Origin of the sequence: Streptomyces sp. NPDC006739 (assembly GCF_042869815.1) — a bacterium.
Taxonomy (GTDB): Bacteria; Actinomycetota; Actinomycetes; order Streptomycetales; family Streptomycetaceae; genus Streptomyces.
On record NZ_JBIAGM010000015.1, the window covers coordinates 24,971 to 50,022 of the forward strand.

Below are 25,052 nucleotides of genomic sequence, written 5' to 3' on the forward strand. Positions count from 1 at the left end.
CCGGTCACTGGAAGGGACAGCCCGGGTTCGGCGCGTCCTCCGAGAAGGGGGCGCCGTGCGGCAGGACGTAGAGGACGTCGAGCACGAGCGGTGTCGTGCCCAGGTTGCGGCCGATGTGCACATGGTCCGCTCCGGCCGGTTCCCGGATGGCCTCGCCCGTCCGGTACACGCCGTCCGGGGCGCAGCCGGAGTCGAAGTGGCTGAGCGTGCCCTGCTCGACGACGCCGTACAGCGGACCGTCGTGGTAGTGCCAGCCGGTGCTCTGGCCGGGCGGAACGGTGATCTCGCGCAGGGTGTAGTCGGTGCCGTTCACCGTGGTCCGGCTGATGATCCGGGCGGTGACGCCGGGGCCCGGCGGGGTGGCCCAGGCGGTGGAGCAGGTCAGCACGGTGGCGGTGGCCACGACGCCGGTGACGAGGGTGCGGAGTGCGGTGCGCATGCTGGAGCCTCCGGGACGCGAGCGGATTACCGCCGCGAACATAGAGGCCACAGGGGCCCGCCGTGGGCGGAACCCGGAGATCCGTTTCAGTCGGCGCGCGCTCCCGCACCGGTGACCGGCCGACGGCCGCGGGACCCGTGGTGACCGTCACCGGCTGGACCGCGCCGTCACGGCCCGGATTCGTCCGCCGCGACCTGGGCGAGCGTGCGTCCGGTGCGGACCGAGCGGGCCCGCCGGGGATCGGGCGTGCCGTGTCCCTCCGGGTGCCCGGAGCCCTTCTTGACCAGCAGCCAGGCGTCGTCGCCGTCGCTGCCCCGGAAGCGGGTGAGCGCGTACTCGCCGCGCAGCTTGCTGCCGTGCAGGCGGAAGGTGGCGTGCCCGCGCTCCAGGGACTCCTCGAAGTCGACCGGGTGCCCCCTGCGGTCGTGGCTGAGCGGCTCGTACGTCCCGTGATCCCAGACGATCACCGTGCCGCCGCCGTACTCGCCCTTCGGGATCACGCCCTCGAACTCCTCGTACTCCAGCGGGTGGTCCTCGGTGGGCACCGCCAGCTGCTTGTCGCCCGGGTCGGTGGACGGCCCCTTGGGGACCGACCAGGACTTCAGGACGTCGTCCACCTGCAGCCGGAAGTCGAAGTGCATCCGGCGCGCGTCGTGGATCTGCACCACGAACCGCGGCGCGTCCCCGGCCGCCGCGGCGCGTCCCGAGGGCTCCCGGGTCCGTTCGAAGTCACGCTTGCCGCGGTACTTCCGCAGCCGGTCCTCGGTCGCCACCCGCTGCTCCTTCCCTGCGTCCGTCCGCCCGACGGGCCCCGGGTACCCGCCGGCTCCACCGCAACTCCCCGGGCGCCGAGGTGCGGCCGGTGGCCGGGCACATCGGCGCGGAGATCACCGGAGTGGACCTCGCCGGGCCGCTCGTTCGCGCGCCGCTTCGGCCGGCCGGTCGTCCTCGGCCGGCGCGGAAGCGCCTCACCGGCCGGCCGTCGGAGCCGGTCACCGGCAGGGAGGCGGGCCGCTGGTGAGTCAGGCGGTCGGCGTCCAGCCCAGCGCCGGTCCCAGCCGGGTCGCCAGGTCGGTGAGGATCTGGACGTAGTCCTCGTGCTCGAAGGTGAACGGCAGCGCGAAGGCCACCTCGTCCACCTCGCGGAACGCGGCGTGCGCGTGCAGCCGTTCGGCGATCTCCTCCGAGGTGCCGACCAGGTCCGGCGCGAACAGCAGCCGGGCCGGACCCTGCGGTGACGTCGTGCGGGGGGTGCGCTCGGCGGCGTACGCCTCGTACTTCTCGCGCTGCCCGGCGGAGGCGGAGTCGGTGGGGATGACGACCAGGCCCTGGGAGACGCGGGCCGCGTCGCCGTCGGGGTGCCGGGCGCGGAAGGCGCGGATGTGGGAGAGCTGGATCTCGGCGAAGTCGAACTCCGGCCCGTCCGCCTCCTCCGCCTTGACGACACTGCTGGTCAGGAAGTTCATGCCGTGTTCGCCCGCCCAGCGCGCCGAACCGAGGCTGCCGCCGCCGTACCACATCCGCCGGCCCAGACCGGGGGACTGCGGCTGCACCCGGTCGGAGAACGTCTCGAAGCCCTCGACCCCGCTGAAGCCGGTCGCGCTCCTGCCGCGCACGAAGTCCAGCAGCCGCCGCACCCGTTCGTAGGAGAAGTCCTCGGCGTCGGCCGTGTCCGGGTACAGCGCCTCCTTGACCTGGTCGAAGTGCATGGGCGGACCGACGCTGATGCCCGGGTTGATCCGGCCCCCGGACAGGATGTCGACCGTCGCCAGGTCCTCGGCCAGCCGCAGCGGGTTCTCCCAGCCGAGCGGGATGACCGCCGTGCCCAGCTCGATACGGCGGGTGCGCTGCGACGCCGCCGCCATGACGGCGACGGGGGAGGAGATGCCGTACTGCAGATGGCGGTGGCGCAGCCAGGCGCTGTCGAAGCCCAGCCGCTCGCCCAGCTCGATGATCTCCAGCGTCGACTCGTGGCCGCGGCGCGGATCGGCCTCGTCGAACAGTCCGATGGTGAGGAAGCCCAGCTTGCGCAGCGGTCGTGAGGTGGGCGGCACGGACTTCCTCCGGTGGTCGTACGTCAGTTCTGTCTTCGCCGGCTCCGATTGTGGCAGGCGAAGATTGCGGGCGTGTGATCAGACGAGCGGGATGGTCACCTCGTCCTCGACCGGCGGCTCGATCTCCTGGGCGCGGTTGCCGGTGGCCGCGAAGCAGCGCAGCCGCACGGCCTCGGGGGTGACGTCCAGGCGGAGGAACTGCTTGAAGAACGGCGGGCTGTAGGTGGCCGACCCCGGCGAGAACAGCCGCGTGTACATCTTGCGGACCGGAAGGCGCAAGCGGGAGGTGCGGCCGCCGGCGCCCAGCAGACCGGCGACCAGCCGGGTGCGGCGGGTCACGCGGACCGGGCCGCCCGGGCTGCGCGTGACCGGGATGCCCAGCCGCTCGGCGACCACCGCCATGGCCTCGGCCTCGGTCAGGGTGAACAGACGGGGCAGCCGCAGCCGACGGCCGTACAGGCGGCTGTAGAAGGCCAGGGAGTCGCCGCGCAGCGGATAGCAGCGGAAGTCCCGCTCGGTGACGTTCGCGACCGACACCCGGGGGATGGTGTGTGTGGCGTGCATGAAGGCCCCGCCGCCGCCCGAGACCACGTACTGGATGGTGCGGCCGTCCACGTCGACCGGGTAGCGCTGGTAGTTGTGGATGTCGCCGCCGATCGCCGCCACGTAGTGGTGCTCCGGGTCGCGGACGATCTCGTCGACCGTGCCGCCGCCCTCGATGTCGCAGGGATGGTGTTCGCCGTCCACGTACAGGGGGGAGCCCGTCACGAGGATCTTCGGCCGCGGGCCCCGGGACACCTCGCGCAGCCAGGCGCCCTGTTCGGCGTCGATCGTGCCGAGCAGTCCGGTGTCGATGCCGACGAGCCGCAGCGGCCCGGCGTCGATCGCCCAGTACGGCCCGGGCTGGACGGCCTGCTGCCCCGGCGCCGCCCGCAGCGCCCGGGCCGCGGCGAGCCGTCGTTCGTCCGCCGGCCGGGGCCGGTGCCACAGCAGCGACCGCCACCGGGCGCGGCTCAGCGGGCCGGGCCTCGGCTCCGGGTCGAGCGGCGGGGTGTCGCCGCAGAAGACCCGCATGAACGCGCCGAGATCCTCGTACCAGTCGTGGTTGCCGGGGATCGCGAATATCGGCGCCGGATAGTCCTGGTAGGGGCGGAAGAACTTGGTGCCGTAGTCGTCAGTGCTGCCCACCGGATAGATCACATCACTCGTGATCACCGCGAACTCGGTGCCCTGACTCTCCTTCAGGAACCCGGGCACGACGGCGTACTGGGAGTCGTCGCCCTCCCCGGTGTCGCCGATGACCATGAAGGAGAACCGGTCCGGAACGTTTCGCCGGATCACCTTGTCGGCGGGAGCACCGGCTGCCGCCCGCCGCGCCACCCAGCGGCTCCGGGTGCGGCCGGTCGGGTCGCCGAACCAGGACGCCAGCACCCCGTTGCGGGCGGCCCACAGCGTCTTGGGGTTCAGCCACGACAGTTTCTCGACATGCTCCGGCAGCAACTTCCGGTAGGCGCCACGCTCGGCCTCGCCCCAGCCGGCGCCTGCTGCGGTATCGCGTGAGGACTCAGACACCCGCGAACGGTAACAACGATCTACGGCGGGGAGGCGGAAGGGGGGTGGACGAAGGGGGGAGGATGTCGGGTGCGGTTGCTTCGGACATCCGGCGGGTCTCGGCCCTGAGTCCTAGTTCCAGCGCCGGATGTGACGGACCGTCCGGCCTCGTACCCTCGCCCCATGGCATCAGTCGACTCACCCCCCGGCGGACCCCGCGGTCCGGAACAGCGCAAGCGCGAGGCACTGGAACGGCTCGCCCGGGACACCGACGTATGGGCCGCCACGGCCGACGACACCGGCGAACCGTGCCTCGTTCCGCTGGCTTACTGGTGGGACGGCGAGGCGGTGTGGCTGTCCACCCGCGACACCAACCCGACCGGGCGCAACCTGTGTGCCTCCGGCCGGGTCCGGCTCTCCTTCGGCCACACCCGGGACGTGGTCCTGGTCCACGGCACCGCGCGCGTGCTGACCCGCGAGGAGCTGCCGGCCGACGTGGGCGACGCCTTCGCCGCCAGATGCGGCTGGGACCCTCGTGAGGACCACCCTTCCTATGTCTTCTTCCGGGTCGTCCCGCAGGTGCTGCAGGCGTGGGGAACGGTCGCGGAGATGGCCGGGCGGACCCTGATGCGCGACGGGAAGTGGCTCCTCTAGGCCCTGTCGCCGTGCGCCCGGCCCCATCCGCCCTCAGTCCAACGGGTCCAGCGTCAGATACGCCTGCTGGGGGCTGCCGTCGTGGACGAGCGACTCCTGGTCGCCGACGTCGTCGAAGGCGAACGCGTACGCCTTGCCGTCGGCGGTCCGGGCGTGGATCGCGCGTGCGTACTGGTTGGTCACCGCGTCCTGGTAGAAGTCGGCCGTGGAGGTGTCCGGCTGGTGGGGGTCGGTCAGCAGCGTCGAGCGGTTGAAGCCCGCGCACAGGGTGCGGGAGATCGGCCCGCGCACCGCGTCGTTGGGCGCGTCCAGCAGCTTGTGGCAGCCGAAGACGCTGTCCGCGTCCGGCTTCTGGAAGCCGGTGACGACGGAACCGGAGGAGTCGGTGAAGTTCATGACGTTCCCGGAGACCCGGCCGTAGTACTTGGTGCCGGGACGGTCGGCGAACGGCGTGACGGTCAGCGTGGTCGTCGCGTACTTCTGCCAGACCCGGTTGACGTAGTCGTCCATCACGTTCGCCGGCAGCGCCCCGGTCTCCACCCCGTACAGCGGTGACAGCGCCCGCAGCACCGTCCCGTCGGACCTCGTCTGTATCAGACCGGCCCAGCCGCCCGGCTGACCGCGCAGCGCCTCGAAGAACCCGCTGTAGCCGCCGCTCCTGAGGTGTCCGGTGCTGCTCACGCTCCCGTCCGCCCGCCGCACGCCGACCGCGTAAGGCGCCGAGAACATGTCCACCTGGGTGCTGTTGAGCCACAGCCCCGAACCGTCGAGGGTGTACTCGGACCAGTTGAACAGGATGTCCCGGTTCGGGTCGCCCGGGTTCTGCACGGCCGGCTGCACCAGCCCGCCGGTGGTGAGTTCGAAGACGAGCTTCTGGCCGTAGGAGAAGTAGATCCGGCCGGAGAACCTGGGCACCCGGATCGTCGTCGACTGCCCGGCGGCCGGGCCGGCGATCGCCGCGTCGGGCGCGGGCGTCGGCGGGTTCCCGCCCGCGGGCCAGGCGTGGAAGGTGCCGTTCGCGTCCGCCCAGCCCTGCCGGCCGGTGGACAGCTGGGTGCCGAGGTCGTAGAGGTGGACGGGGCCGGTGCGGCCGGAGTTGTTGGTCACCGTCAGGGGAATCGTGTCCGGGACCGCGGCACCGGCCGGTTCCGGCGTCCCGAGCGCCAGCAGGGCGCCCGCCAGGGCGGTCGCGGTCGTCAGGGGCAGCGCCGGGCGTGTGAGCCGTGCGAGCACTCTCCACCTCCGTGTGGGGTCGGGGTGGCGCGGACATTGGTCCGTACCTGTTCTGAGAGCGCTCTCAGCGTGCGGCGGAGGTGCGTTCATGTCAATAAGGTGAACGGATCCGGAACGTGTCCACGGATTCGGAAGGTGTCCGTGGAGCCGGCGACCCCGGCGGCGCCCGCCCGAGGGGAGCGCCACCCGGCCCGGCGTCAGAAGGTGCGCTTGAGCAGGTCGAGCAGCGCCGTCCAGTGCCGCTCGTCGGCCGCCCGGTCGTAGGCGGGGGTGTCGGCCTGGGTGTAGCCGTGGCCCGCGCCCGGATAGACCTCGCAGGTGTGCCGCACGCCGGCGGCGGTCAGCGCGTCCTCCAGCCGCCGCACCTGCTCCTCGGGCAGCGAGGCGTCGTCGCCGGCGTGCCCGAAGTACACCTCGGCGGTGATGAGATCGGCCAGCAGGTGCGGGCTGTCCGGGGCGTCGGTGGCGAGCTTTCCGCCGTGGAAGCCGGCCACGGCCGCGATCCGGTCCGGGTGGGCGGCCGCGGCCCGCAGGCCCAGCCGGGCGCCCATGCAGTAGCCGCTGACCGCCACCGGACCGTCGGCGACCAGGGGGCTGTCGGCCAGCAGGCCCAGGTAGGCGGCGGCGTCCCGCCGGGACTGCTCGGGCGTCAGCCCCGCCACGACGGGGCCGAGCCGCTCCCAGATCGTCGGGTCGGCCTCGGGGTCGATGAACTCGGGCAGGTCCAGGACCGGCGCCCGGCCGTGGCGGTAGAACACGTTCGGCACCAGGACCGTGTAGCCGGCGGCGGCCAGCCGGTCCGCCATCGACTTCAGGTGCGGGCGCATTCCGTAGGCGTCCTGGTAGAAGAGGACACCGGGATGGGGGCGACCGTCGTTGGGGTGGGCGAGATAGGCGTCGGCGGTGCCGTCCTCGGTCGGGATGTCCACGGTCGTTCCCTGTACGGCGGTCATGGCGAGATGCCTCCCTGAGGAATCCTCGTCGAGGAGCGGCGAGCCCCCCGGCGTGCGTCTGCGGCCATGCTGTCACGCAAGATCCGCGGCGTCGCACCGGACTCCCGCCCGCCGGGCCGGCCCGGCTCACTCGAAGCGGGTCGTGTCTCCCGCTCCGCGCCGCACGATCTCCGCCTCGCCGCCCGAGAAGTCGACGACCGTGGTCGGCTCGGTGCCGCAGTCCCCGGAATCCACCACAGCGTCCACCGCGTGGTCGAGCCGGTCCTTGATCTCCCAGCCCTGGGTCATCGGCTCCTCCTCGTCCGGCAGAAGCAGCGTGCTGGACAGCAGGGGCTCGCCCAGTTCGGCCAGCAGGGCCTGGGTGACCACATGGTCCGGGATGCGCACACCGACGGTCTTCTTCTTCGGGTGCAGCAGCTTGCGCGGCACCTCGCGGGTCGCCGGGAGGATGAAGGTGTAGTTGCCGGGCGTCGACGCCTTCACGGCCCGGAACACGTCGTTGTCGACCCGCACGAACTGGCCGAGCTGCGCGAAGTCCCGGCACATCAGAGTGAAGTGGTGCCGGTCGTCGAGATGACGGATCGAACGGATCCGGTCCATGCCGTCACGGCTGCCCAGCTGGCAGCCCAGCGCGTAGCAGGAGTCGGTGGGGTATGCGATGAGCGCGCCCGACCGCACCGCGTCGGCGACCTGGGAGATGCTGCGCGGCTGCGGGTTGTCGGGGTGCACGTCGAAGTACTTCGCCATCCGTCGAGCTTATGCCGTGCCGGGGCGGGCGGCACGCACGGCCCGTGCACCGGTCCCTCGCGGTCGCGCCGCGGCCCGCGACGGGCCGCCGGACGCCTCGACGAAATTATCTCGAACTCCTGGGCGTATCCCGCCGGTTTCCGGGCACCCGACCTCATGAACCGCCCGGGGCCTCCCCCCGCTCCGGGCCGGGCGTCTCCGCCGGCGGTTTCCCCCCCAGGACCGCCGGCGGAGCCTTTCCACGACGCCGGTACCGGCGCCGGATGCCGCGCGGGCCCGCCGCGCCGCAGGCCACGTGCCGCGCGTCGGGTAACGTCCACCTCCGAATGCCGAGGTCAACGCGATGCACGAGGAGAAGGGCGACGTGGCCGGCCGAGCGGACGAGGGCCCGGGGCCCCAGAAGCGGTACGACGAGGACGCGGCCTGGGCCGAGGAACTCCTCGAACATTTGCGCCCCACCGGGCGGGACCTGCGCAGGGTCGTCGCCTGGCTCGCGCACACCGTGCGGGCGACCGTCTGCGTCCTCGACGCGGACGGCACCCTGCTCGCCGGGGACCGCGTCCCGCTCGACGACGCCCTGCTCACGGACGTCGTCACCGGCCGGATCTCGGCCGCCGCCGTCGAGGACAGGGAGCATCATGTGCGTCTCGTCGCCATAGGGCACCCGAACCCGCTGCCCACGGGCGCCGGAGTGCTCGCGGTGGCCCGCACCACCCCCTTCGACCGGCGCGCCGCCGAGATCGTGACCCACACCGCGGGCATCCTCGAACTCCTGCTCAAAGAACGGGAACTGACGACCGCCGGGCACCGGCTGCGGCGGGTCACGGCCGACCTGCGGCTGGCCGTCCTGCAACTGCTCATGGTGGAGGAGACGGTCTCCGCCCGCCGCGTCGCCGCCGGACTGTGGCCCGGTCTGCTCGACACGGACACCGCCCGCGTCTACGTCGTCGAGGGGTCCCCCACCGAACGCGACCGGCTCGCCGAGGAGTGCCTCGACCTGACCGAAGGCCAGGCCCTGGTGGTGCGCTGCCCCGCGATGGACGGCCACGTCATCGTCGTCAGCCCCGCGCCCTCGGCACAGGAGCGGCTGCGCTCGCTGGTCCACGGGCGTCCGCGGACCTTCCTCGGCGCCAGCGTCCAGCAGAGCCTCGCCCGGACCGCCACCGCCTACGGGCAGGCCATCAGTGCCCTCGCCGTCGCCCACTTCCGGCCCGACCAGGCCGCCGTCTACGCCGAGCGCACCCACCCGGAACGCCTGATGGACCCCGCGCGACTGCGCGACTGGTCCGCCGAGGTGCTGCGCCCGCTGGACACCCTGGCCCACCACACCCGCGCCGAACTGCTCGCCACCACCCGGCTGGGCCTCGAGTTCACCGCGGTGAACGCGGCGAAGGTCCTCGGCGTCAGCCGCAACACCGTCCGCGCCCGCATGGACCGCGTCGAGGCCCTGCTCGGCGCCGACTTCTCCGACCTCACCGTCCGGGCCGCCGCCCATCTCGCCCTCAACACCCAGGCGGCCCAGACGTCGTACGACCGCGACGGCACCACCCCCCGTCCTCCGGACGCCGGCCGGCTCGGCGACCTGCTCGCCGGCGGCGCCCTCGTGACCTGGGCCCAGGACCTCCTCGGGCGCCTCGACGAGGACGGCCGGGACCTGCGCGGCACCCTGCGGGCCTGGATCGCGGCCGGCGCGAACGCCGAACGGGCCGCCCAGGAACTCGGCGTCCACGCGCAGACGGTGCGGGAACACGTCCGCGGCGCCGAACCCGTCCTGGAACGCCGGCTGCTGGCCTCCGGCACCGATCTCTACGAGGTCGTCCTGGCCCACCTGGCCGTCGGTGACCTCGCCGCACCCGCCCTCCGCCGGGACAACCGGGGCCAACCGGACGCATCTGTGCACGGGTGAGCCGTCCGCGCCCCGCAGCAGGCACCGGCGCGATACCCAACGGCCCGAACCGCACGTAAGTTCAACCTGCCGCGGGGGCACGACCGGAACGGGGGACCGGTCGCTGCCCCCCGACCGGCTCACGGGCCCTTGCCCCGGACCCGGTCGACGGGCGCATCCGCGGTGTCCGGCTCACCTGGCGGCGGGCTCGGCGGGCAGGTCGAAGACGTGCCCCGGAGAGATGATCTTCGTGATCGCCTCGCCGAACAGGGTGCTGGGTTCCTGGCCGGCGTGGTTGATGTCGGTGTTCAGCACCACGACGAGGGTCGCCCGCGCGGCGGGGAGGTAGACGGTCAGGGACTCATAGCCCGGCAGCGAACCGTTGTGCCCGATCCAGCCGTGGACGTCGAAGATGCCGAGGCCGTATCCGATGCCCGGGATCGGCGTCGCGGGAGTGACCAGCCGCTGCTTCTGGAGGTTCGCGCTGATCATGCGGCCGCCGTCGGGCAGTTCACCGGTGGCCACCGTGCGTGCCCACACCCGCAGGTCGTCCAGGGTCGAGATCATGGCGCCCGCCGCCCAGCCCCAGGACGGGTTCCAGCCGGTGGCGTCCTCGACCTTCCCGGTCGCGGTCTGGTCGGTGTAGCCCCGCGCGTGCGGAGTGGGGAACTCGCTGCCGGTGGGGAACAGCGTGTCCCTGAGGCCGGCCGGGTCGAGGACGTGCTGCTCGATGTAGTCGGCGAGGCGCTGACCGCCGCGCTGCTCGACGACCAGGCCGAGCAGGATCAGGTTGGTGTTGCTGTAGAAGAACTTCTGCCCCGGCGGGAACAGCACGGGGTGTCTGAACGAGTAGTCCAGCAACTGCTGGGGCGTGAAGGGGCGTCGCGGGTCGGAGGTGAGCGCCTTGTAGAAGTCGTCGTCGGCGGAGTAGTTGAACAGTCCGCTGCGCATCCCGGCCAGCTGGCGCAGGGTGATCCTGTTCCCGTTGGGCACACCGTGGACGTACCTGCCGATCGGGTCGTCCAGGGCCACCTTGCCCTGGTCGACGAGTTGCAACAGGGCGGTGACCGTGAACGTCTTGGTCTCGCTGCCGATCCGGGTGAACAGGTCCGGCGTCATCGCCCGGCGGGTGCTCTTGTCGGCGACGCCGAACGACCGGACGTACCGTCCCCGGTCCGGGGTCCAGATCCCGACGGCCACGCCGGGGACGCGGGCCTCGCGCATCACCTTCTTCACGGCCGCGTCGAGCCGGCGCGCCACCGACGGGGTGAGATCCCGGACGTCCGCGCCCGAGGCGGAGGGACCGGGGGAGGGCGAGCCGGCGGCGAGGACGCCGGCCGCGGAACCCGGCGCCGCGACGGCGGTCCCACCGGCGACCGGCACCAGCAAGGTCCCCACCACGGCGAGGACCGGGACCCCCCTGCGCAGGCGCGCGAACGAATGCGACATGGGCTGACTCCAAGCACGTGAGGGACGACCGTGCGGTGGGGCGGGACGTCGGAGCCCTGACCCACCAGCATAGGAGGGGGCCTGGTACGGCGCCTGTCGGAGCGGGCGTCCGGGATGCTTGTCGGACGGGTGGAACGCCACGTTCGGGCGGTGGGGTCACCCGACCCGGTGAGTACACCGGGCGGCGCGTACCGCCGGCGGGTGCCCGGCGTTGCCCGGGCATGAACCGCTTGGACACCACGCCCCGCCCGGACGCCACGCCCCGCCCGGACGCCACGTCCCGCCCGGACCCCGTCGACGGAACGTGCCGCGCGCCGCGGCGTCCCCAAGGGTCCGTGGCGGCGCCCTGCCCCTTCGCCGAACTGACCGGCGCGCTGCGCACGCGCGAGCCGATCTACGCCCAACTGATCGCGGAGTGGCGCTCCCAGGGCCGCACCGTCCCCGCGGAGCCGGAGATCCTGTGGGCGTCCCTCGCCCGTCTGCCCCGGCCCCTGCTCACCCGTCCCCCCGCCCCCGCCACTGCCCCTGCTCCTGCTCCTCACTCCTCGGAAGACGGCGCGAGCACCGCCAGCGTGCCGTTGGCCTGCCGCAGCGCCGACTCCAACGTGGCGGGCGAGTGCAGCGTGCCGGAGCCGTCGGGCGGCACCAGCCACTCCAGACACCGGGCGGACCGGTAGGGCGGGGGTACGGCGACCCAGGCGCCCTTGGTCGCGTACCGCAGCCCGGCGCCGATCCAGCCGCCCGAGGGGTCCGGGGGCACCAGGAAACCGACCCGCCGCGCGGCGGTGTCCACCAGCGTCGGCCCCGGCACCGGCAGCGAAGGCCGCCACAGCAGGTCCAGGGTGAGCAGCCCGAGCCGGTCGGGAACGCTCAGCACGTCCCAGAAGCGGCCGGCCTCCAGCAGCGCCACGCCCTCGCCGTGGTCCCACTCCCACTTGCAGGACCGGGGATCGGCCGCCGCCGCGGCGAGCCACTCCACGCCCTGCACCCACATCGTGTTCGTCATGCGCTGCTCCGGTTGATCTCCGCTCCCCTGACACGGGCGCAGGGAACGACCGCGACCGGGCACTTGGTACGACCGCACGCCAACCCGGCATATGCATGCTGGTAGATATCTCTACGCGACGGAAGGGGTGGCGCGGCCTGGCGTTCCTGGCCGGATGTTCGGATTCCGAGCGCGGATCCGGGACGACCGCGCCCGAAGGCGGAGTCAGCCCGCGGAGGACAGGGGCGTCAGGACGAGCATGCTGGCGTCGTCGCGCACCTCGTAGCGGCGGGACAGCTCCGCCCACACCAGTTCCGGCAGCTCGGCCGGCCGCGCGCCGGCCAGCGCGGAGAGCCGTTCGGGCAGCGGGTAGAACGCGCCGGAGGGGTCCCGCGCCTCCCAGACGCCGTCCGAGGCGAGGAACAGCCGGTCCCCCTCGCCGAGCACCACCGTGACCTCCTTCGGCGGCTCCGCGTCGACCAGCCCGAGACCGAGCGGAACCGCGGGGACGACGCACACTTCCCGGGCCCGCACACCGCGCAGCAGCACCGGCGGCGGATGGCCGCAGGCCACCACCCGCACCGCGCGGAGGTCGGCCGAGAACTCCAGCAGCACGGCGGTCGCGAACAACTCCGCATGCCGTACGTCCGCCGACTCCACCGTCAGCCTGCGGTCCATCCGGGCCGCCACCGATTCCAGCTCCGGCTGGTCCAGCACCGCCTCCCGGAACGCCCCCAGCAGCGACACCACCGTCGCCACGGCCGCCAGTCCGTGCCCCCGTACGTCGCCCATCACCGCCCGGACGCCGTACGGCCCCTCCCGTACCTCGAAGAAGTCCCCGCCCACCAGCGTCCCGTCCTGGGCCGCCCGGTACAGCCCGGCGCAGCCCACCGACCCGACCCGGTCCGGCAGCGGAGGCAGCACGGCCCGCTGCACCGCCTCGCCGATGGTGCGCTCCATCACCAGCTGCGCGTCCCGGCGACTGCGCACGTACGACACGAAGACACTCAGCAGCGAGACGAAGACGATCGTGAGCAGGTCGGTCTGGCCGGGGCGGTCCAGCCGGGTGGCCGGGATGTTCAGCAGCGCCACCACCGCACAGCCGAGGAGCCCGGTGGCCAGCGGCCCGTACGACAGCACGGCCAGCGGTGGGATCGCGCCCAGCAGGAAGCCGATGTCGAGCGGGCTGGGACTGATCAGCGTGGCCGCGGTGACGCCCCCGAGCAGCAGCACGGGCAGCACCCGCACCCAGCCCGGCGGCGGCGCACCCCGCAGCCAGCCACGATCCTCCGGGTACCGGGGCGACGTGCCCTCGCGCACCGATCTCACACGCCCACGCTACGCCGCTGCCCCTCGAACGGCACCGGACCAGGAAGTCCCGCGGCGGCCGGCGACTACCCGGCGTCGCCGTTGAGCAGGGCCTGGGCCGTCGCGAGGATCTCGGTCACCCGCAGGCCGAACGTGGCGTCACAGGCGTGCGGGCGCCCGGTGCGCGCGGCGGTGAGCAGCGCGTCGGCGGCCCGCGCGAGGGCGGGTACCGCTCCCTCGGAGCCGCGCGGCAGGAGCCTCACCCCGGCCTCGCCCCGGAGTTCCACATCGGCGCCGGCCGCGGCCGGCGGAGCCGTCAGACTCAGGGTGAGGGTGCTCGTCGCCCCGGTGGCGTGGTCGAGGACCAGGTGGACGGTGTCGGCGGGACCGTGGGCGGCGGCCGCCACCCGCCGTACGTCGCCGAGCACCGGCAGCAGCACGGACAGCGCGTGCGGACCCACGTCCCACAGCGCCCCCTTCTCCCGCCGCCACGGCGACGCGGCGAACGGGCTGTCGCTCGTGAACACCGCCCCCAGCCACTGCGCCCGTGCCGTGAACCAGTTCGCCACCGCCGCCTGTTCGTCGATCCAGGCCTCCGGCTCCTTCTGGAAGCGGGTGGTGAAGAACACCACGGAGGCGACCTGGGCCCGCTCCACCGCCTCCACCACCGCCCGCGCCCCGGCGACCTCCACCGCCAGCGGCTTGTCCAGCAGCAGATGACAGCCCGCGCCGGCCGCCCGCACCGCCCACTCGGCCTGCACCGAGGGCGGCAGCGCCACGGCCACCGCGTCGACGTCGGCGAGCAGGGCGTCGGCGTCGTCGTACGCCCGGACGCCGTGCCGGCCGGCCAGGTCCCGGGCGGCCTGCGGGCGCCGCCCCCACACCCCGGTGAACTCCAGCCCGGGGTGCCCGGCGAGCGCCGGGGCGTAGGCGGTCCGGGCCCAGGGGCCGGTTCCCAGCAGTCCGATGCGCATGTGGTGTTCCTTCCTCGCTGTCCTGCTCCGTGCCGTCGCCCACGACGGCGTCCGCCATGCTGTCAACGTGCCGTGCCCCGCCCGTCACCCGGGTACGACCCGGCCGACTCGACGTCCTTCGCCAGCCACTCGGCGATGCTCGTGGCGATCGGCTGGCCGGTGTCCATCTCGACGAAGCCGAACTGTCCCGACTGGTTGCACTCCAGGAACCACCAGATCCCGTCGGCGTCCTCGGCGAAGTCGAAGGCGCCGTAGGCCAGTTCGGCGCCCTTCAGGTAACGGTGGACGGCCTCGGCGACGCGCTGCGGCACGTCCACGGCGAGCCAGGGGGAGACGGACCGGGCGAAACGCACGTCCACCTCGTCCGGGCCGGCCTCCGGGTCGGCCGGCTTGCGCGCGGCCAGCAGCCGGTCACCGACGACGGTGAGCCGGATGTCGGCCCGCTTGGCGATCCTGCGCTGCAGCAGGGTCGGCCCGAACGCCACCGCGGCGAAGTCGGTGTCCGGGGCGACCCGGCTGGTCGGCACCGCCCGCGGCGGCTCCTGCGGGTGCGCCCCGGAGACGGGCTTGACCACCAGGTCCGGAAAGCGCTCCGCGAACTCCCGGGCGGCCTGCGGGAACGTCGTGATCAGGGTGGCCGGCACGGCCAGCCCGCTGCGCTGCGCCAGCCGCAGCTGCCACGGTTTGTGCCGGGCCCGGCGGGCGGCGTCCGGAGGGTTCATCCAGCGCGCGTCGGTGCAGCGGAGCATGCCGTACAGCGCCTGCGAGGACTCCTCCGTCAGCCAGGCGGAGGGCTGGGCGGCGCGGGCGGCCGGGACCCCCGGTCTGCGCACCCACACGGAGCGCAGACCGTTCAGGCTCACCAGGCGGCCCCCCACGGACAGATGACCGCGGTACCCCCCGCGCACATACTCGCCCGACAGGGCCACCCCGCTGGTGAGGTCGGCGGGGTCGAGCCGGACGACCGGCACGCCGGTCTCCCCCAGCCGCAGGACCACCATGTCCGCCGTCACGTCCTCGTCACTGGTCAGGATGAGCACGGTCATCGTCAGGGGCCCGCGGTCAGTCGTCGAAGTGCGTCTTGGAACCGGCCGTGGAGGTGGTCGTCCCCAGAGCCCGCAGTGTCGCGTGGTCGGTGGCCGCGATCCGGCCATCGGCGAACACGTTCAACTGCAGTCCGGAGTCGTACATGTACGGAGTGGTGACCTCCAACTGCACGGCCGGGCGGGCGTAGTTGAGCGTGAACGGTTGCATTGGTCTCTCCCCTGTTTCGGCTTCCAAGCACTTATACGAATCGAACGGGTGGTTGGTTTCCTTACTCTCCGTAATCTCAGCCCCAATTAAGGACCTCTTAAGGAATCAACGGAACGTTGTTCCGTTGGGCGGCCGGGATAGCATGCCCGCATGGCACATGACGTCCAGGAGGAAGCGCGCCGCAGGCTGTCCGCGCTGGCGGAGCCCACGGCGGCCGGGTGTGCTCCCGCGCATCAGATGGCACGGGACGCGGCACTGCTCGGCCGGCTGCTCACGGCCGCCGGCCGGCCCGGCCCGGACGGCGCCCGGACACCGGACGTGACCATGGACGACGTCGGTGCCGCGCTCAGCCTCTTCGAGCACCTGCGCCACCAACTGGACCGGCTGGAGAGCCAGGTGGTGATGGAGGCACGGCGCCGGGGCATGGACTGGCGGCAGATCGCCGGGCATCAGGGGCTGAACTCCTCGCAGGCCGCCTCGCAGCGCCATCAGCGGCTGACCACCCGGCTCGAGGAGATCCGCCAGGGTGTCAGGTAGAAAGACGGATGTGGAAATGACCGACCAGCCCGACGAGCTGTTCGCGGCGGTGGACTCGCTGCTCGCCGCGGTCGACGGCGGCACGGTGCTGCCCGCCCCGGCGGAACGGACGCGGCTGCGCGAGACGGCCGGCCTGACCGAGGCCGCGGTGGCGCAGGCGCTCGGCGTCCGCGTACCCAGCATCCAGGCCTGGGAGGCGGGGCGCGCCGAACCGAGGGGCGAACGCCTGGAGGCCTACCGCCGCCTCCTGGCCGGCCTCGCGGCCCGCTATCCCGCGCCCCCGGCCTCGGCCGACGGCGCGGGGGGCTCCGGCCGGGCCGCGGGCGGCGAGGGCCCGGCACCCGGTGGGTCCGCGGACGTGCCCCAGGCGCCCGCCGCGTCCGGGGACTCGGCGGCCCCGGGCCAGGCCGCCGGTACGGCACCCCGGGCGGACCCGCGCCGTCCGTCGGCCGCCTCGCCGTCTGCACCGGCCGCCGGGCGAACCGGAGGTGCCGCCTCCCGCCCCGGGCCCCCGGCGGCGAAGGAGGCCGGAGCCGTCGACACCCGCTTCGCCCACGGCCCCCTCGCCGTCGTCGACGCCGCCGACGGTGCCGTGACCGCGTACTGCGTCGGCGGCCTGCTGCTGGACGTGCCCGCGAAGTCGCTGCCCGCACTGGTGGAGTGGGCACTGGGCGAGGCGCGGCTCGGCCGGCCCCGGCTGCACCGCTCGGGCAAGGACGCCGACCCCCTCGTCGTGCTGACCGAGTCGGCCTGCGAACGGTACGGGCTGCCCGCGCGGCTCACCGACGAGGAGCGCCTGGCCGGCCGTATCGCCGAGTCGCACAAGGTGGTCCGGCAGCTGAAGAAGGCCGACTGGCACCTCACCAGGCGCGGCTTCGGCCCCTGGGCCCGCGTCTACCGCCCCGCGCAGTCCGGCCGACGCGCCTGCGTCCAGCTGTGCCTGCCCTCCTGGCACGCCCTGGACGCACGGCACTGGGGCGACGCCGGCAGCCTGCCCCCCGCCGAACTGGCGCGTGTCCTCGGTGTGTACGCCGACCGCGTCCTCACCCCGCGCGGCTCCACCGCCGTCACCGGCCTGGAGCTGATGACCGCCCTGCACCCGCCGACCCGCGCGGTCAGGGACGCCGACGGCCAGTGGGTGTCCGCCGCCAACCCGGGCGCGCTGACCGAGGCCGTCGACTGCGCCCCCTGCGAGGCCCCCGACGGCCACCCGCTCCTCGCCCATCTGCCCCGCTTCCACCAGCGCACCCCGGGCGAGATGCTCCGCGAGGAGGCGTACGACTGGGCCCGTCCGCTGACGGACGAGGAGTGCATGCGGCCGTACCTCGTCGGCATCGACGTGAACATGGCGTTCGCGGCGGCCGCCAACCGTACGGTGGTCGGCCTCGGCGCCCCGGTCCACCGGCACAACCCCGCCTTCGACCCGGCGCTGCCGGGCTCCTGGCTGGTCGACCTGTCCCACGTCCGCCTCGACCCGCGGCTGCCGAGCCCCTTCACCCCGGACGGCGACGCGCCGGAGGGCCCGGCCTGGTACGCGACGCCGACGGTGGCGTACGCCCAGGAACTCGGCTACGAGGTGGCCCCGTTGGAGGCGTACGTCCGTCCCGAGCACGGCCCCTACCTGGACGCCTGGTACACCCGGCTGCGCGACGCGTACATCGCCACCATGGCCGACCTCGGCGTCACCGCCGGCATGCCGCCCGAGAAGTTCCTCGCCGCGATGGACGGCCACAAGGACCGCGACCCGCACCTCGCGCTGGTGCTCGCGGCGATCAAGGCCACCGTCAAGGGCGGCATCGGCAAACTGCGCGAGCGGGCCCGCAGCGGCTGGCGCCCGGGGGAGCGCTGGCCGGCCCTGGAGCGGGCGACCTGGCGCCCCGACATCCGGGCCGCCGTCATCGCCAAGGCCCGCACGAACATGCACCGCAAGATGCTCGCGACGGCCGGCGCCACCGGCCAGTACCCGGTGGCGGTGCTCTCGGACTGCGCGGTCTACGTCTCCGACGGCCCGACCCCGCTCGACTTCCTGCCCTACCGCGACGGCAGACCCCTGCCCGGCGGCTTCCGGATCGGGGTGAGCCCGGGCATGGTCAAGCACGAGGGCACCCAGAGCGTCCTGTGGGGGGAGGGCCTGCGCGAGGAGCACGGCGACGACCTCAACCTGGCCCGCTACATCAAGTCCGGCCGGATCGGCACCCCGGACGAGGGCGCCTAGCCGATTCCCCCTCAGGCCTGCTCCCCGTCAGGCCGTCAACGCGTCGCGGGCCACCGCGAGGGCCCGCTCCGCGTACCCGCGCCCGAACAGCACCGCGTGCACCAGCAGCGGGAAGAGCTGGTGCGCCCCCACCCGCCGCGGCCAGCCGTCGGCCAGCGGGGCCGCCTCCTGGTACCCGGCCAGCACCCGGTCCAGGTGGGGGCAGCCGAACAGCCGCAGCATCGCCAGGTCGGTCTCCCGGTGCCCGCCGTGCGCGGCCGGGTCGATCAGCCGTACGCGCCCGTCGGCGCCCCACAGCACGTTGCCGTTCCACAGGTCCCCGTGCAGCCGGGCGGGGGGTTCGGCGGGTCCGGCCAGCTCCGGCAGCCGCTCGCAGACCCGTTCGACAACGGAGGCCTCCCCGGGGCGGACGGTGCCGGCGTCGACGGCCCCGCGCAGATAGGGCAGCACCCGGTGCTCGGCGTACCAGCGCGGCCAGTCGGCTCCGGGCAGCGGCACATTGCGCATCGGCGCGAGACCGATGTACGCCTCCTCGGGGCCGCCGGGCGGTGCCGCCCCGAACGCGGGCGCCCCGGCGGCATGCAGGGCGGCCAGCGCATGGCCGAAAAGCAGCGCCGCCTCGGCGCCGGGCTGCCCCGTGGCGACCCGCTCGGTCACCAGCCACCGCTCGTCGTGACCCAGCACCTCGGGTACCGGGACCGTCCCGGAGCCGGCGAGCCAGCGCAGACCGGCCACCTCGGCGCGTATCGCCCCGGGGGCGTCCCCGCGCTTGACCATCACCACCAGCCCGCCCCGCAGCGTGACTTCGGCCGGAGTGCCCGGGACCACCGGCTCACCGATGACCGGGCGTCCGGTGAGCCGGGCCGCCGCCCGCGCCGGTCCTTCCTCGCCCTTGACCACGGCCACCAGGGTACGACCCCGCCCGGATCCCGGCCTTGACCGTTGCTACGACGGTTTTCGGCCAAACCTCGGCGGTAACTACCCGTGTTGGCTCCCTATGGATAGCGTGAGGTCGCCGCGTCGCCACACCAGGGGCACAGGGCCTCGAGGGACTAGCGCGCGGCGGAGGGTTACCCCCGTGACCACAGCATCCGTGCTGATGGCCGACGTCTTCGAGGTTCAGCCCTACACCTCCCACTGCGAGGTCATCTACGGCGAGGGCGCACACGCCGTGATCGGCGTGTCCCCGGGCAACAGCTACTTTTCCGCCCAACGCCTGCACGACCTCGCCCGCTGGGGACTGGAGCGCTTCGAGAGGGTCGACTTCGTCTACACCGACCTGTATGTGGCCGAGATGTACGAGGCATCCGGCTATCCGCCCGACGAGGCCCGCCGCAAGGCGGTGAAGAACCTGCGCGGGGTCCGCGCGAAGGTCCGCGAGGCCGCCTCGACGGCCGACCCGGAGGGCGCGCGACTGCGCTGGCAGCCGATGTCCGAATTCCGCGCCAACGCCTCGTACCAGGAGATCCACCGGCGGCTGCGGGACCGGCTGGGCACCGACGGTGACTTCCGGGCCGTGTGCGAGGCGCTGGTCAGCCGTTTCCTCACCGCTCGGGGAGAGGGAACGAGCGAGCGGCAGCGCGCCGTGTGCCTGGAGTACGTGTGCGCCGAGGCCCCGCTGTTCCTGGACACCCCGGCCATCCTCCAGGTGCCGTCCTCCCTCAACTGCTACCACCAACTGCTGCCGATGGCCGAGCTGTTGTACGCGCGCGGCGCCGGCCTGCGCGCCTCCCGCAACCAGGGACACGCCGTCGTCACCCCCGCCCCCCTCGAAGGAGCCGCGCCATGAGCACCGCCACCGACCGCCGCGCGGGCGGTCCACCACCGCTCGACTTCCCGTTCTCCTGGGACGGCACCCGGGTCCCGGCCGAGGTCGAGGAGTTGCGGGCCACCACCCCGGTGCGGCGGGTGCGGACCATCGCGGGCGACGAGGCCTGGCTGGTGTCGTCGTACGACCTGTGCCAACGGGTGCTGCGTGACGACCGGTTCTCCCTCAAGGACACCTCCGCCCCCGGGGTCCCCCGGCAGTACGCGCTCACCATCCCGCCCGAGGTGGTGAACAACATGGGCAACATCACCGGGGCCGGGCTGCGGCGGGCGGTGCTGAGGGCGCTGAACCCCAAGTCACCCGGGCTGACCGACTGGATGCGAACGCGCGCCCACCGGCTGGTGGACCAGCTCGTGGCCGAGGGGCCCACGGCCGACCTGCGCGGCGCGTTCTGCGAGCCGTACTCGGCCGGGATGCACTGCAAGATCCTCGGCATCCCGCAGAGCGAGGCACCGGCGTTCCTGCGCAGCCTGGACATCGCCTTCATGAACGCGCCCTGCCCGGTCAGCGGCGCGAGGATCAACTGGGACCGGGACATCGCCCGGATGGCCGCCCTGCTCGACGATCCGGCGACACACGGCCTGATGGGCGAACTCGCCGGGCTGCGCGACGACCCGGACTACGCCCACCTGACCGACGAGATGCTGGCCACGGTAGGCGTCACCCTGTTCGGCGCCGGCGTCATCTCCACCTCGGGCTTCCTCGCCATGGCCCTGGTGTACCTGCTCACCCACCCCACGGCCCGGGACCTCCTGCAGGGCCGCCCGGACCTGATCGGCCCCGGCGTGGAGGAACTGCTGCGGGTGAACCTCTCCATCGGCGACGCGCTGCCCCGCCTGGCGCTGGACGACGTCCGGCTCGGTGACGTCGAGGTCCGCAAGGGCGAACTCGTCCTGGTCCTCGTGGAGGGCGCGAACCTCGACGCGGACCACTTCCCCGACCCGCACCGTTTCGACGTGCACCGCGACAACACCGCCGACCACCTCTCGTTCGGCGCCGGCGCCCACTACTGCCCGGCGACCGCTCTCGGCCGCGCCCACGCCGGCATCGCCCTGGAGGTACTGCTCGGCCGCCTGCCCGAGCTCGCCCTGGCCGTCCCGCCGACCCAACTGGTCTGGCGCACCGGCTTCATGAAGCGCTTCCCCGAGCGGCTGCCGGTCACCTGGTAGCCCCGGCTCCCGCCGCTCGTTCCCCGCCGCCGGCGTGGCGCCCGGTCAGCCCCACCGGGTTGCCCGGCGGCAGCAGTCCCGCCTCCCGCACCGTGCGGGCCAGCGGTTCCAGGAGAGCGGCGAGACGGGCGGCGGCTGCCGGGCCCACCGCGTTCCAGGGCTGTCCGGCCGCGCGGTCGGTCTGCTCCTCGACGGTGTCGCGCACGCCGACCCCGGCCGGGGTCAGGGTCCCCTGCTCGTCGAGCAAGCCGCGCTCGCGCAGGGCGGCCTCGGCCGCCTGCCAGGCGGGGACGTCCCACTTCCGGGTCTCCCGCAGGAACGGGCCGTCCGACTCCCCGGCCGCCGCCTTGAGCACCATGGCCTCGACCGGTCCGAGACCGTGGCTCAGCAGCACGGCGATGTGCCCCTCGCCGCGCTGTTCGCGCAGGGTGGTCAGTGCCTGCCAGAGCCGCACATGCGGCCGCTCGGGGCGGTCCAGCGCCTGGTTGGCGGCGGCCAGGACCCGCCCCGCGGTGTCCGCGCGCGACGCCGCCTCCCAGGCCAGGTCGGCCGCCTCGGCCAGCTCCGGCGAGGCGACCGCGTCCGGCCCGAACAGCCGGCTCATCGCCGCGTCCATCGCCCCGGCCCGGGCCGCCAGTACCCGCGCCGGGGAGGCGTACCCCCAGGCGTCCGGCAGCGCCCGGGCCACCCGGTCGGGGTGGAAGACGTAGAAGCAGCTCGTCACGACGGGGGCGGACACCGGGCCGAGGGGCGCCGCTCGCAGGGCGAAGTAGCCCATCCAGAACCCGCGCAGCCCGAGCCCGTCGGCGGCCCGGCGGGCCTCCGGCGCGAAGTAGACGAGGTCGTGCACCGGCTCGTAGCACTCCCACATGGTCCGCGCCCACGCGTCCGCCATGGCGTCCTCCCGTCCCTCGACCGCCGCCCCCGCCGCATCAGAGTGCGTCATGACAGCCGTCATAACAAGTCCGGCGGGAAAGGACGGGGGCGGCCGTGCCCGGTCGCGGTGGACGTGCGGCAGACGCGGCGAGGAGGAGAGGCCGGAGCGCTCCCGCCACCGGTTCGCGCGAGTCCTCCGTCAGCTCCGAGCGCCTCCCGAGGCGTCATTGACATCGGCAGCCAGTCCCTTACCGTGGACTCCCGCACAGCATGTCGCACAGTCTTCGAAATTTCGAACATCCTGAGTGTTCGGACCTCAGTCAGTGAGGCGGAGAACGGGACTTTCCGCCCCATGCCCCCGACATGCGGAGGACTTCGTGACCCCACCCCTCGGCAGACGGACGTTCCTCGGCGCGGCCGGTGCGGCAGGCGCCGCCCTGGCCCTGACGGACGGCCCCGCCGCCCTCGCCGCCCAGCGCCCCGCCGACGCCCGCCGCCCCCACGCGACCGGACCGGTGCAGCCCTTCCCGCTGACCGCGGTGTCCCTGCTGGCCGGGCCGTTCCAGGACAACCAGAGCCGCAACAGCGCCTATCTGCGCTTCGTCGACATCGACCGCCTGCTGCACACCTTCCGCCTCAACGCCGGCCTCCCGAGCACCGCGCGGCCGTGCGGCGGCTGGGAGGCGCCCTCCGTCGAACTGCGCGGCCACTCCACCGGCCACCTCCTGTCCGGCCTCGCCCTCGCCTACGCCAGCACCGGCGAGAGCGCACTGCGGGACAAGGGGCGCCGGCTGGTGGCCGCGCTCGCCGACTGTCAGGCCGCCTCCCCGGCCGCCGGCTTCGGCAAGGGGTACCTGTCCGCGTTCCCGGAGAGCTTCTTCGACCGGCTGGAGGCCGGCACCGGCGTCTGGGCTCCGTACTACACCGTGCACAAGATCATGGCCGGGCTCGTTGACCAGTACCGGCTGGCCGGCAACGCCCAGGCCCGGGACGTCGTGCTGGGCATGGGTGAGTGGGTCGACCGGCGGACCGCCAAGCTGAGTCACGAGCAGATGCAGCGGGTGCTGGAGACCGAGTTCGGCGGCATGAACGACGTACTCGCCGATCTGCACGCCCTCACCGGGGACGCCCTGTGGCTGCGGGTCGCCGAACGCTTCACCCACGCCCGGGTCTTCGACCCCCTGGCGGCCGGCGAGGACCGGCTCGCCGGACTGCACGCCAACACCCAGATACCGAAGATGGTCGGGGCCATGCGGCTCTGGCAGGAGGGCCTGTCCGACCGCTACCGCACCATCGCCGAGAACTTCTGGCAGATCGTCACCGACCACCACACCTATGTCATCGGCGGCAACAGCAACGGCGAGTTCTTCCACGAACCGGACGTCATCGCGGGCCAGTTGTCGAACGGCACCTGCGAGAACTGCAACAGCTACAACATGCTCAAACTGACCCGGCTGCTGCACCTGCGGTACCCGGAACGCACCGATCTGCTCGACTACTACGAGCGGACCCTGTTCAACCAGATGCTCGGCGAGCAGGACCCCGGCTCGGCGCACGGGTTCAACATCTACTACACCGGCCTCGGCCCCGGCTCCTTCAAACAGCAGCCGTCCTTCATGGGCACGGACCCCGACGCCTACTCCACCGACTACGACAACTTCTCCTGCGACCACGGCACCGGCATGGAGACGCAGGCCAAGTTCGCCGACACCGTCTACACGCACGACCAGCGGCGCCTGCTGGTCAACCTGTTCATCCCCTCCCAGGTGACCTGGGCGGAGAAGAACATCACCTGGCGGCAGACCACCACCCTGCCCGACTCCGCCTCCACCGTGCTCACCGTGACCGCCGGCGGCGCCGCGCACCAACTGCTCGTCCGCGTCCCCGCCTGGGCCTCGGGCGCCCGCGTCAAGCTCAACGGCCGCACCCTCGCCGACCGCCCCGCGGCGGGCTCCTGGCTGACGCTCGACCGCACCTGGCGCACCGGCGACCGGGTCGAGGTCAGCCTGCCGATGCGGACGACTATCGAGGCGACGCCCGACGACCCGGACGTCAAGGCCGTGCTGTACGGGCCGGTGGTCCTGGCCGGCGCGTACGGCGACACCGACAACCCCTGGATGCCCCGCCTCGACACGACGTCCGTGCGGCAGACCTCGACCAGTCCGCTGCGTCTGACCGCGACCGCCGACGGCGCGCAGGTCACCCTGCTGCCGATCGCCCGCGTCCACCACCAGCACTACAACGTCTACTGGCTCACCGGCCGGCCGCCGTCCCCGCCGCCGCGGTTCGCCGCCTGGCACCGCTTCGACGAGACCTCGGGCACGACCGCCGCCGACGCCACCGGCAACGGCAAGGCCGCGACCCTGGCCGGCGGTGCCTCCTGGACCGGCGGCCACACGGCCGGAGCCGTGGCCCTGGACGGCACCGACGGCCATGTCGCCCTCGCCGCCGACCTGCTCGCCGGTGCCTCCGCCTACACGGTGGCCACCTGGGTGAAGCTGTCCGGGCAGCCGGCCGCCTGGACCCGGATCTTCGACTTCGGCACCAGCGTCAGCGCCAACATGTTCCTCACCCCGCTCAGCGACTCCGGCACCCTGCGGTACGCCATCACCGCGGGCGGCGGGGGAGCGGAGCAGCGCATCAACGCCGACCCGCTGCCCACCGACCGCTGGGTGCACGTCGCCGTCACCTACACGGGCGGCACCGCCGTGCTCTACGTCGACGGGCGGGAGGCGGGCCGCAACACGGCGGTCACCGTCGAGCCCCGCCACTTCGGCAACCACATCCGCTCCGCCTGCATCGGCAGGTCCCAGTACGACGACCCCTACCTCAAGGCGGCCGTCGACGACTTCCGGGTCTACGGCAGCTCCCTGACCGCGGCCGAGGTCGCCGCACTGGCCGGGACGGCGGGACAGGACACGGTGTCCCGGCGGTCCTGAGG

Annotated in this window: 22 protein-coding genes; 7 read left to right on the forward strand and 15 right to left on the reverse strand. The window is 73.4% G+C overall.

Annotation, left to right across the window (positions count from 1 at the left end; all coding sequences use genetic code 11):
• Window positions 1-4: 4 nt before the first annotated feature.
• The 4 genes from ACFYMM_RS27615 to ACFYMM_RS27630 form a co-directional block, all read right to left on the reverse strand.
• Entirely contained in the window at window positions 5-439 is a 435-nt protein-coding gene (locus ACFYMM_RS27615; RefSeq protein WP_388391076.1) for a cupin domain-containing protein, read from the reverse strand.
• A gap of 167 nt (window positions 440-606) precedes the next feature.
• On the reverse strand, window positions 607-1,212 hold the full coding sequence (locus ACFYMM_RS27620) for a DNA polymerase ligase N-terminal domain-containing protein (protein WP_388391078.1): 606 nt from the start codon (window positions 1,210-1,212) through the stop codon (window positions 607-609).
• A 249-nt stretch (window positions 1,213-1,461) separates the two neighbouring features.
• Complete coding sequence (locus ACFYMM_RS27625) at window positions 1,462-2,493, reverse strand: LLM class flavin-dependent oxidoreductase (RefSeq protein WP_388391080.1); 1,032 nt, start codon at window positions 2,491-2,493, stop codon at window positions 1,462-1,464.
• Window positions 2,494-2,571: 78 nt separating this feature from the next.
• On the reverse strand, window positions 2,572-4,065 hold the full coding sequence (locus tag ACFYMM_RS27630) for a metallophosphoesterase family protein (RefSeq protein WP_388391082.1): 1,494 nt from the start codon (window positions 4,063-4,065) through the stop codon (window positions 2,572-2,574).
• 162 nt (window positions 4,066-4,227) lie between these two features.
• Here ACFYMM_RS27630 and ACFYMM_RS27635 point away from each other — a divergent pair, with 162 nt between their 5' ends.
• The gene (locus ACFYMM_RS27635) at window positions 4,228-4,698 is read left to right on the forward strand and encodes a pyridoxamine 5'-phosphate oxidase family protein (protein ID WP_388391084.1); all 471 of its coding nucleotides are present in this window, start codon (window positions 4,228-4,230) and stop codon (window positions 4,696-4,698) included.
• A 33-nt stretch (window positions 4,699-4,731) separates the two neighbouring features.
• On the opposite strand, the gene ACFYMM_RS27640 is transcribed toward ACFYMM_RS27635, so the two are convergent.
• The 3 genes from ACFYMM_RS27640 to ACFYMM_RS27650 form a co-directional block, all read right to left on the reverse strand.
• Window positions 4,732-5,931, reverse strand: a complete 1,200-nt coding sequence (locus tag ACFYMM_RS27640; protein WP_388391086.1) for a glycoside hydrolase family 64 protein — start codon at window positions 5,929-5,931, stop codon at window positions 4,732-4,734.
• A gap of 197 nt (window positions 5,932-6,128) precedes the next feature.
• Window positions 6,129-6,884: a dienelactone hydrolase family protein gene (locus tag ACFYMM_RS27645; RefSeq protein ID WP_388391088.1), complete on the reverse strand. Its 756-nt coding sequence runs from the start codon at window positions 6,882-6,884 to the stop codon at window positions 6,129-6,131.
• A 126-nt stretch (window positions 6,885-7,010) separates the two neighbouring features.
• The gene (locus ACFYMM_RS27650; RefSeq protein ID WP_388391090.1) at window positions 7,011-7,631 is read right to left on the reverse strand and encodes an L-threonylcarbamoyladenylate synthase; all 621 of its coding nucleotides are present in this window, start codon (window positions 7,629-7,631) and stop codon (window positions 7,011-7,013) included.
• 343 nt (window positions 7,632-7,974) lie between these two features.
• On the opposite strand from ACFYMM_RS27650, the gene ACFYMM_RS27655 reads away from it, so the two are divergent.
• Complete coding sequence (locus ACFYMM_RS27655; RefSeq protein ID WP_388391092.1) at window positions 7,975-9,537, forward strand: helix-turn-helix domain-containing protein; 1,563 nt, start codon at window positions 7,975-7,977, stop codon at window positions 9,535-9,537.
• A 171-nt stretch (window positions 9,538-9,708) separates the two neighbouring features.
• Here ACFYMM_RS27655 and ACFYMM_RS27660 read toward each other — a convergent pair whose 3' ends face one another.
• From ACFYMM_RS27660 to tgmA, 6 genes are all read right to left on the reverse strand, one after another.
• Window positions 9,709-10,965, reverse strand: coding sequence for a serine hydrolase domain-containing protein (locus tag ACFYMM_RS27660; protein WP_388391094.1), 1,257 nt, complete (start codon window positions 10,963-10,965; stop codon window positions 9,709-9,711).
• Between the two features lie 538 nt (window positions 10,966-11,503).
• A complete protein-coding gene (locus tag ACFYMM_RS27665; protein ID WP_388391096.1) occupies window positions 11,504-11,971 on the reverse strand; it encodes a hypothetical protein in 468 nt (155 codons plus the stop codon).
• Window positions 11,972-12,175: 204 nt separating this feature from the next.
• Window positions 12,176-13,279 carry a PP2C family protein-serine/threonine phosphatase gene (locus ACFYMM_RS27670; protein ID WP_388391098.1) on the reverse strand — a complete coding sequence of 368 codons (1,104 nt, stop codon included), beginning with the start codon at window positions 13,277-13,279 and terminating at the stop codon, window positions 12,176-12,178.
• 65 nt (window positions 13,280-13,344) lie between these two features.
• Entirely contained in the window at window positions 13,345-14,232 is an 888-nt protein-coding gene (locus ACFYMM_RS27675; protein WP_388391100.1) for a Gfo/Idh/MocA family protein, read from the reverse strand.
• 62 nt (window positions 14,233-14,294) lie between these two features.
• Window positions 14,295-15,278 carry an ATP-grasp ribosomal peptide maturase gene (tgmB, locus tag ACFYMM_RS27680; protein ID WP_388391102.1) on the reverse strand — a complete coding sequence of 328 codons (984 nt, stop codon included), beginning with the start codon at window positions 15,276-15,278 and terminating at the stop codon, window positions 14,295-14,297.
• A 16-nt stretch (window positions 15,279-15,294) separates the two neighbouring features.
• The gene (gene tgmA, locus ACFYMM_RS27685) at window positions 15,295-15,486 is read right to left on the reverse strand and encodes a putative ATP-grasp-modified RiPP (RefSeq protein ID WP_388391103.1); all 192 of its coding nucleotides are present in this window, start codon (window positions 15,484-15,486) and stop codon (window positions 15,295-15,297) included.
• Window positions 15,487-15,636: 150 nt separating this feature from the next.
• On the opposite strand from tgmA, the gene ACFYMM_RS27690 reads away from it, so the two are divergent.
• Window positions 15,637-16,023: a hypothetical protein gene (locus ACFYMM_RS27690; protein ID WP_388391105.1), complete on the forward strand. Its 387-nt coding sequence runs from the start codon at window positions 15,637-15,639 to the stop codon at window positions 16,021-16,023.
• Between the two features lie 16 nt (window positions 16,024-16,039).
• Window positions 16,040-18,238, forward strand: a complete 2,199-nt coding sequence (gene tap, locus ACFYMM_RS27695) for a telomere-associated protein Tap (protein WP_388391107.1) — start codon at window positions 16,040-16,042, stop codon at window positions 18,236-18,238.
• Between the two features lie 27 nt (window positions 18,239-18,265).
• Here tap and ACFYMM_RS27700 read toward each other — a convergent pair whose 3' ends face one another.
• Window positions 18,266-19,138, reverse strand: coding sequence for a fructosamine kinase family protein (locus tag ACFYMM_RS27700; RefSeq protein WP_388391109.1), 873 nt, complete (start codon window positions 19,136-19,138; stop codon window positions 18,266-18,268).
• Between the two features lie 178 nt (window positions 19,139-19,316).
• On the opposite strand from ACFYMM_RS27700, the gene ACFYMM_RS27705 reads away from it, so the two are divergent.
• Window positions 19,317-20,027, forward strand: coding sequence for a tRNA-dependent cyclodipeptide synthase (locus tag ACFYMM_RS27705; protein WP_388391111.1), 711 nt, complete (start codon window positions 19,317-19,319; stop codon window positions 20,025-20,027).
• Window positions 20,024-21,235: a cytochrome P450 gene (locus tag ACFYMM_RS27710; protein WP_388391113.1), complete on the forward strand. Its 1,212-nt coding sequence runs from the start codon at window positions 20,024-20,026 to the stop codon at window positions 21,233-21,235. The genes ACFYMM_RS27705 and ACFYMM_RS27710 overlap by 4 nt, the downstream gene beginning before the upstream one ends.
• Here ACFYMM_RS27710 and ACFYMM_RS27715 read toward each other — a convergent pair.
• On the reverse strand, window positions 21,225-22,181 hold the full coding sequence (locus ACFYMM_RS27715; protein WP_388391115.1) for a hypothetical protein: 957 nt from the start codon (window positions 22,179-22,181) through the stop codon (window positions 21,225-21,227). The two genes, ACFYMM_RS27710 and ACFYMM_RS27715, sit on opposite strands and share 11 nt — an antisense overlap.
• A gap of 307 nt (window positions 22,182-22,488) precedes the next feature.
• On the opposite strand from ACFYMM_RS27715, the gene ACFYMM_RS27720 reads away from it, so the two are divergent.
• On the forward strand, window positions 22,489-25,050 hold the full coding sequence (locus ACFYMM_RS27720; protein WP_388391117.1) for a beta-L-arabinofuranosidase domain-containing protein: 2,562 nt from the start codon (window positions 22,489-22,491) through the stop codon (window positions 25,048-25,050).
• Window positions 25,051-25,052 lie beyond the last annotated feature (2 nt).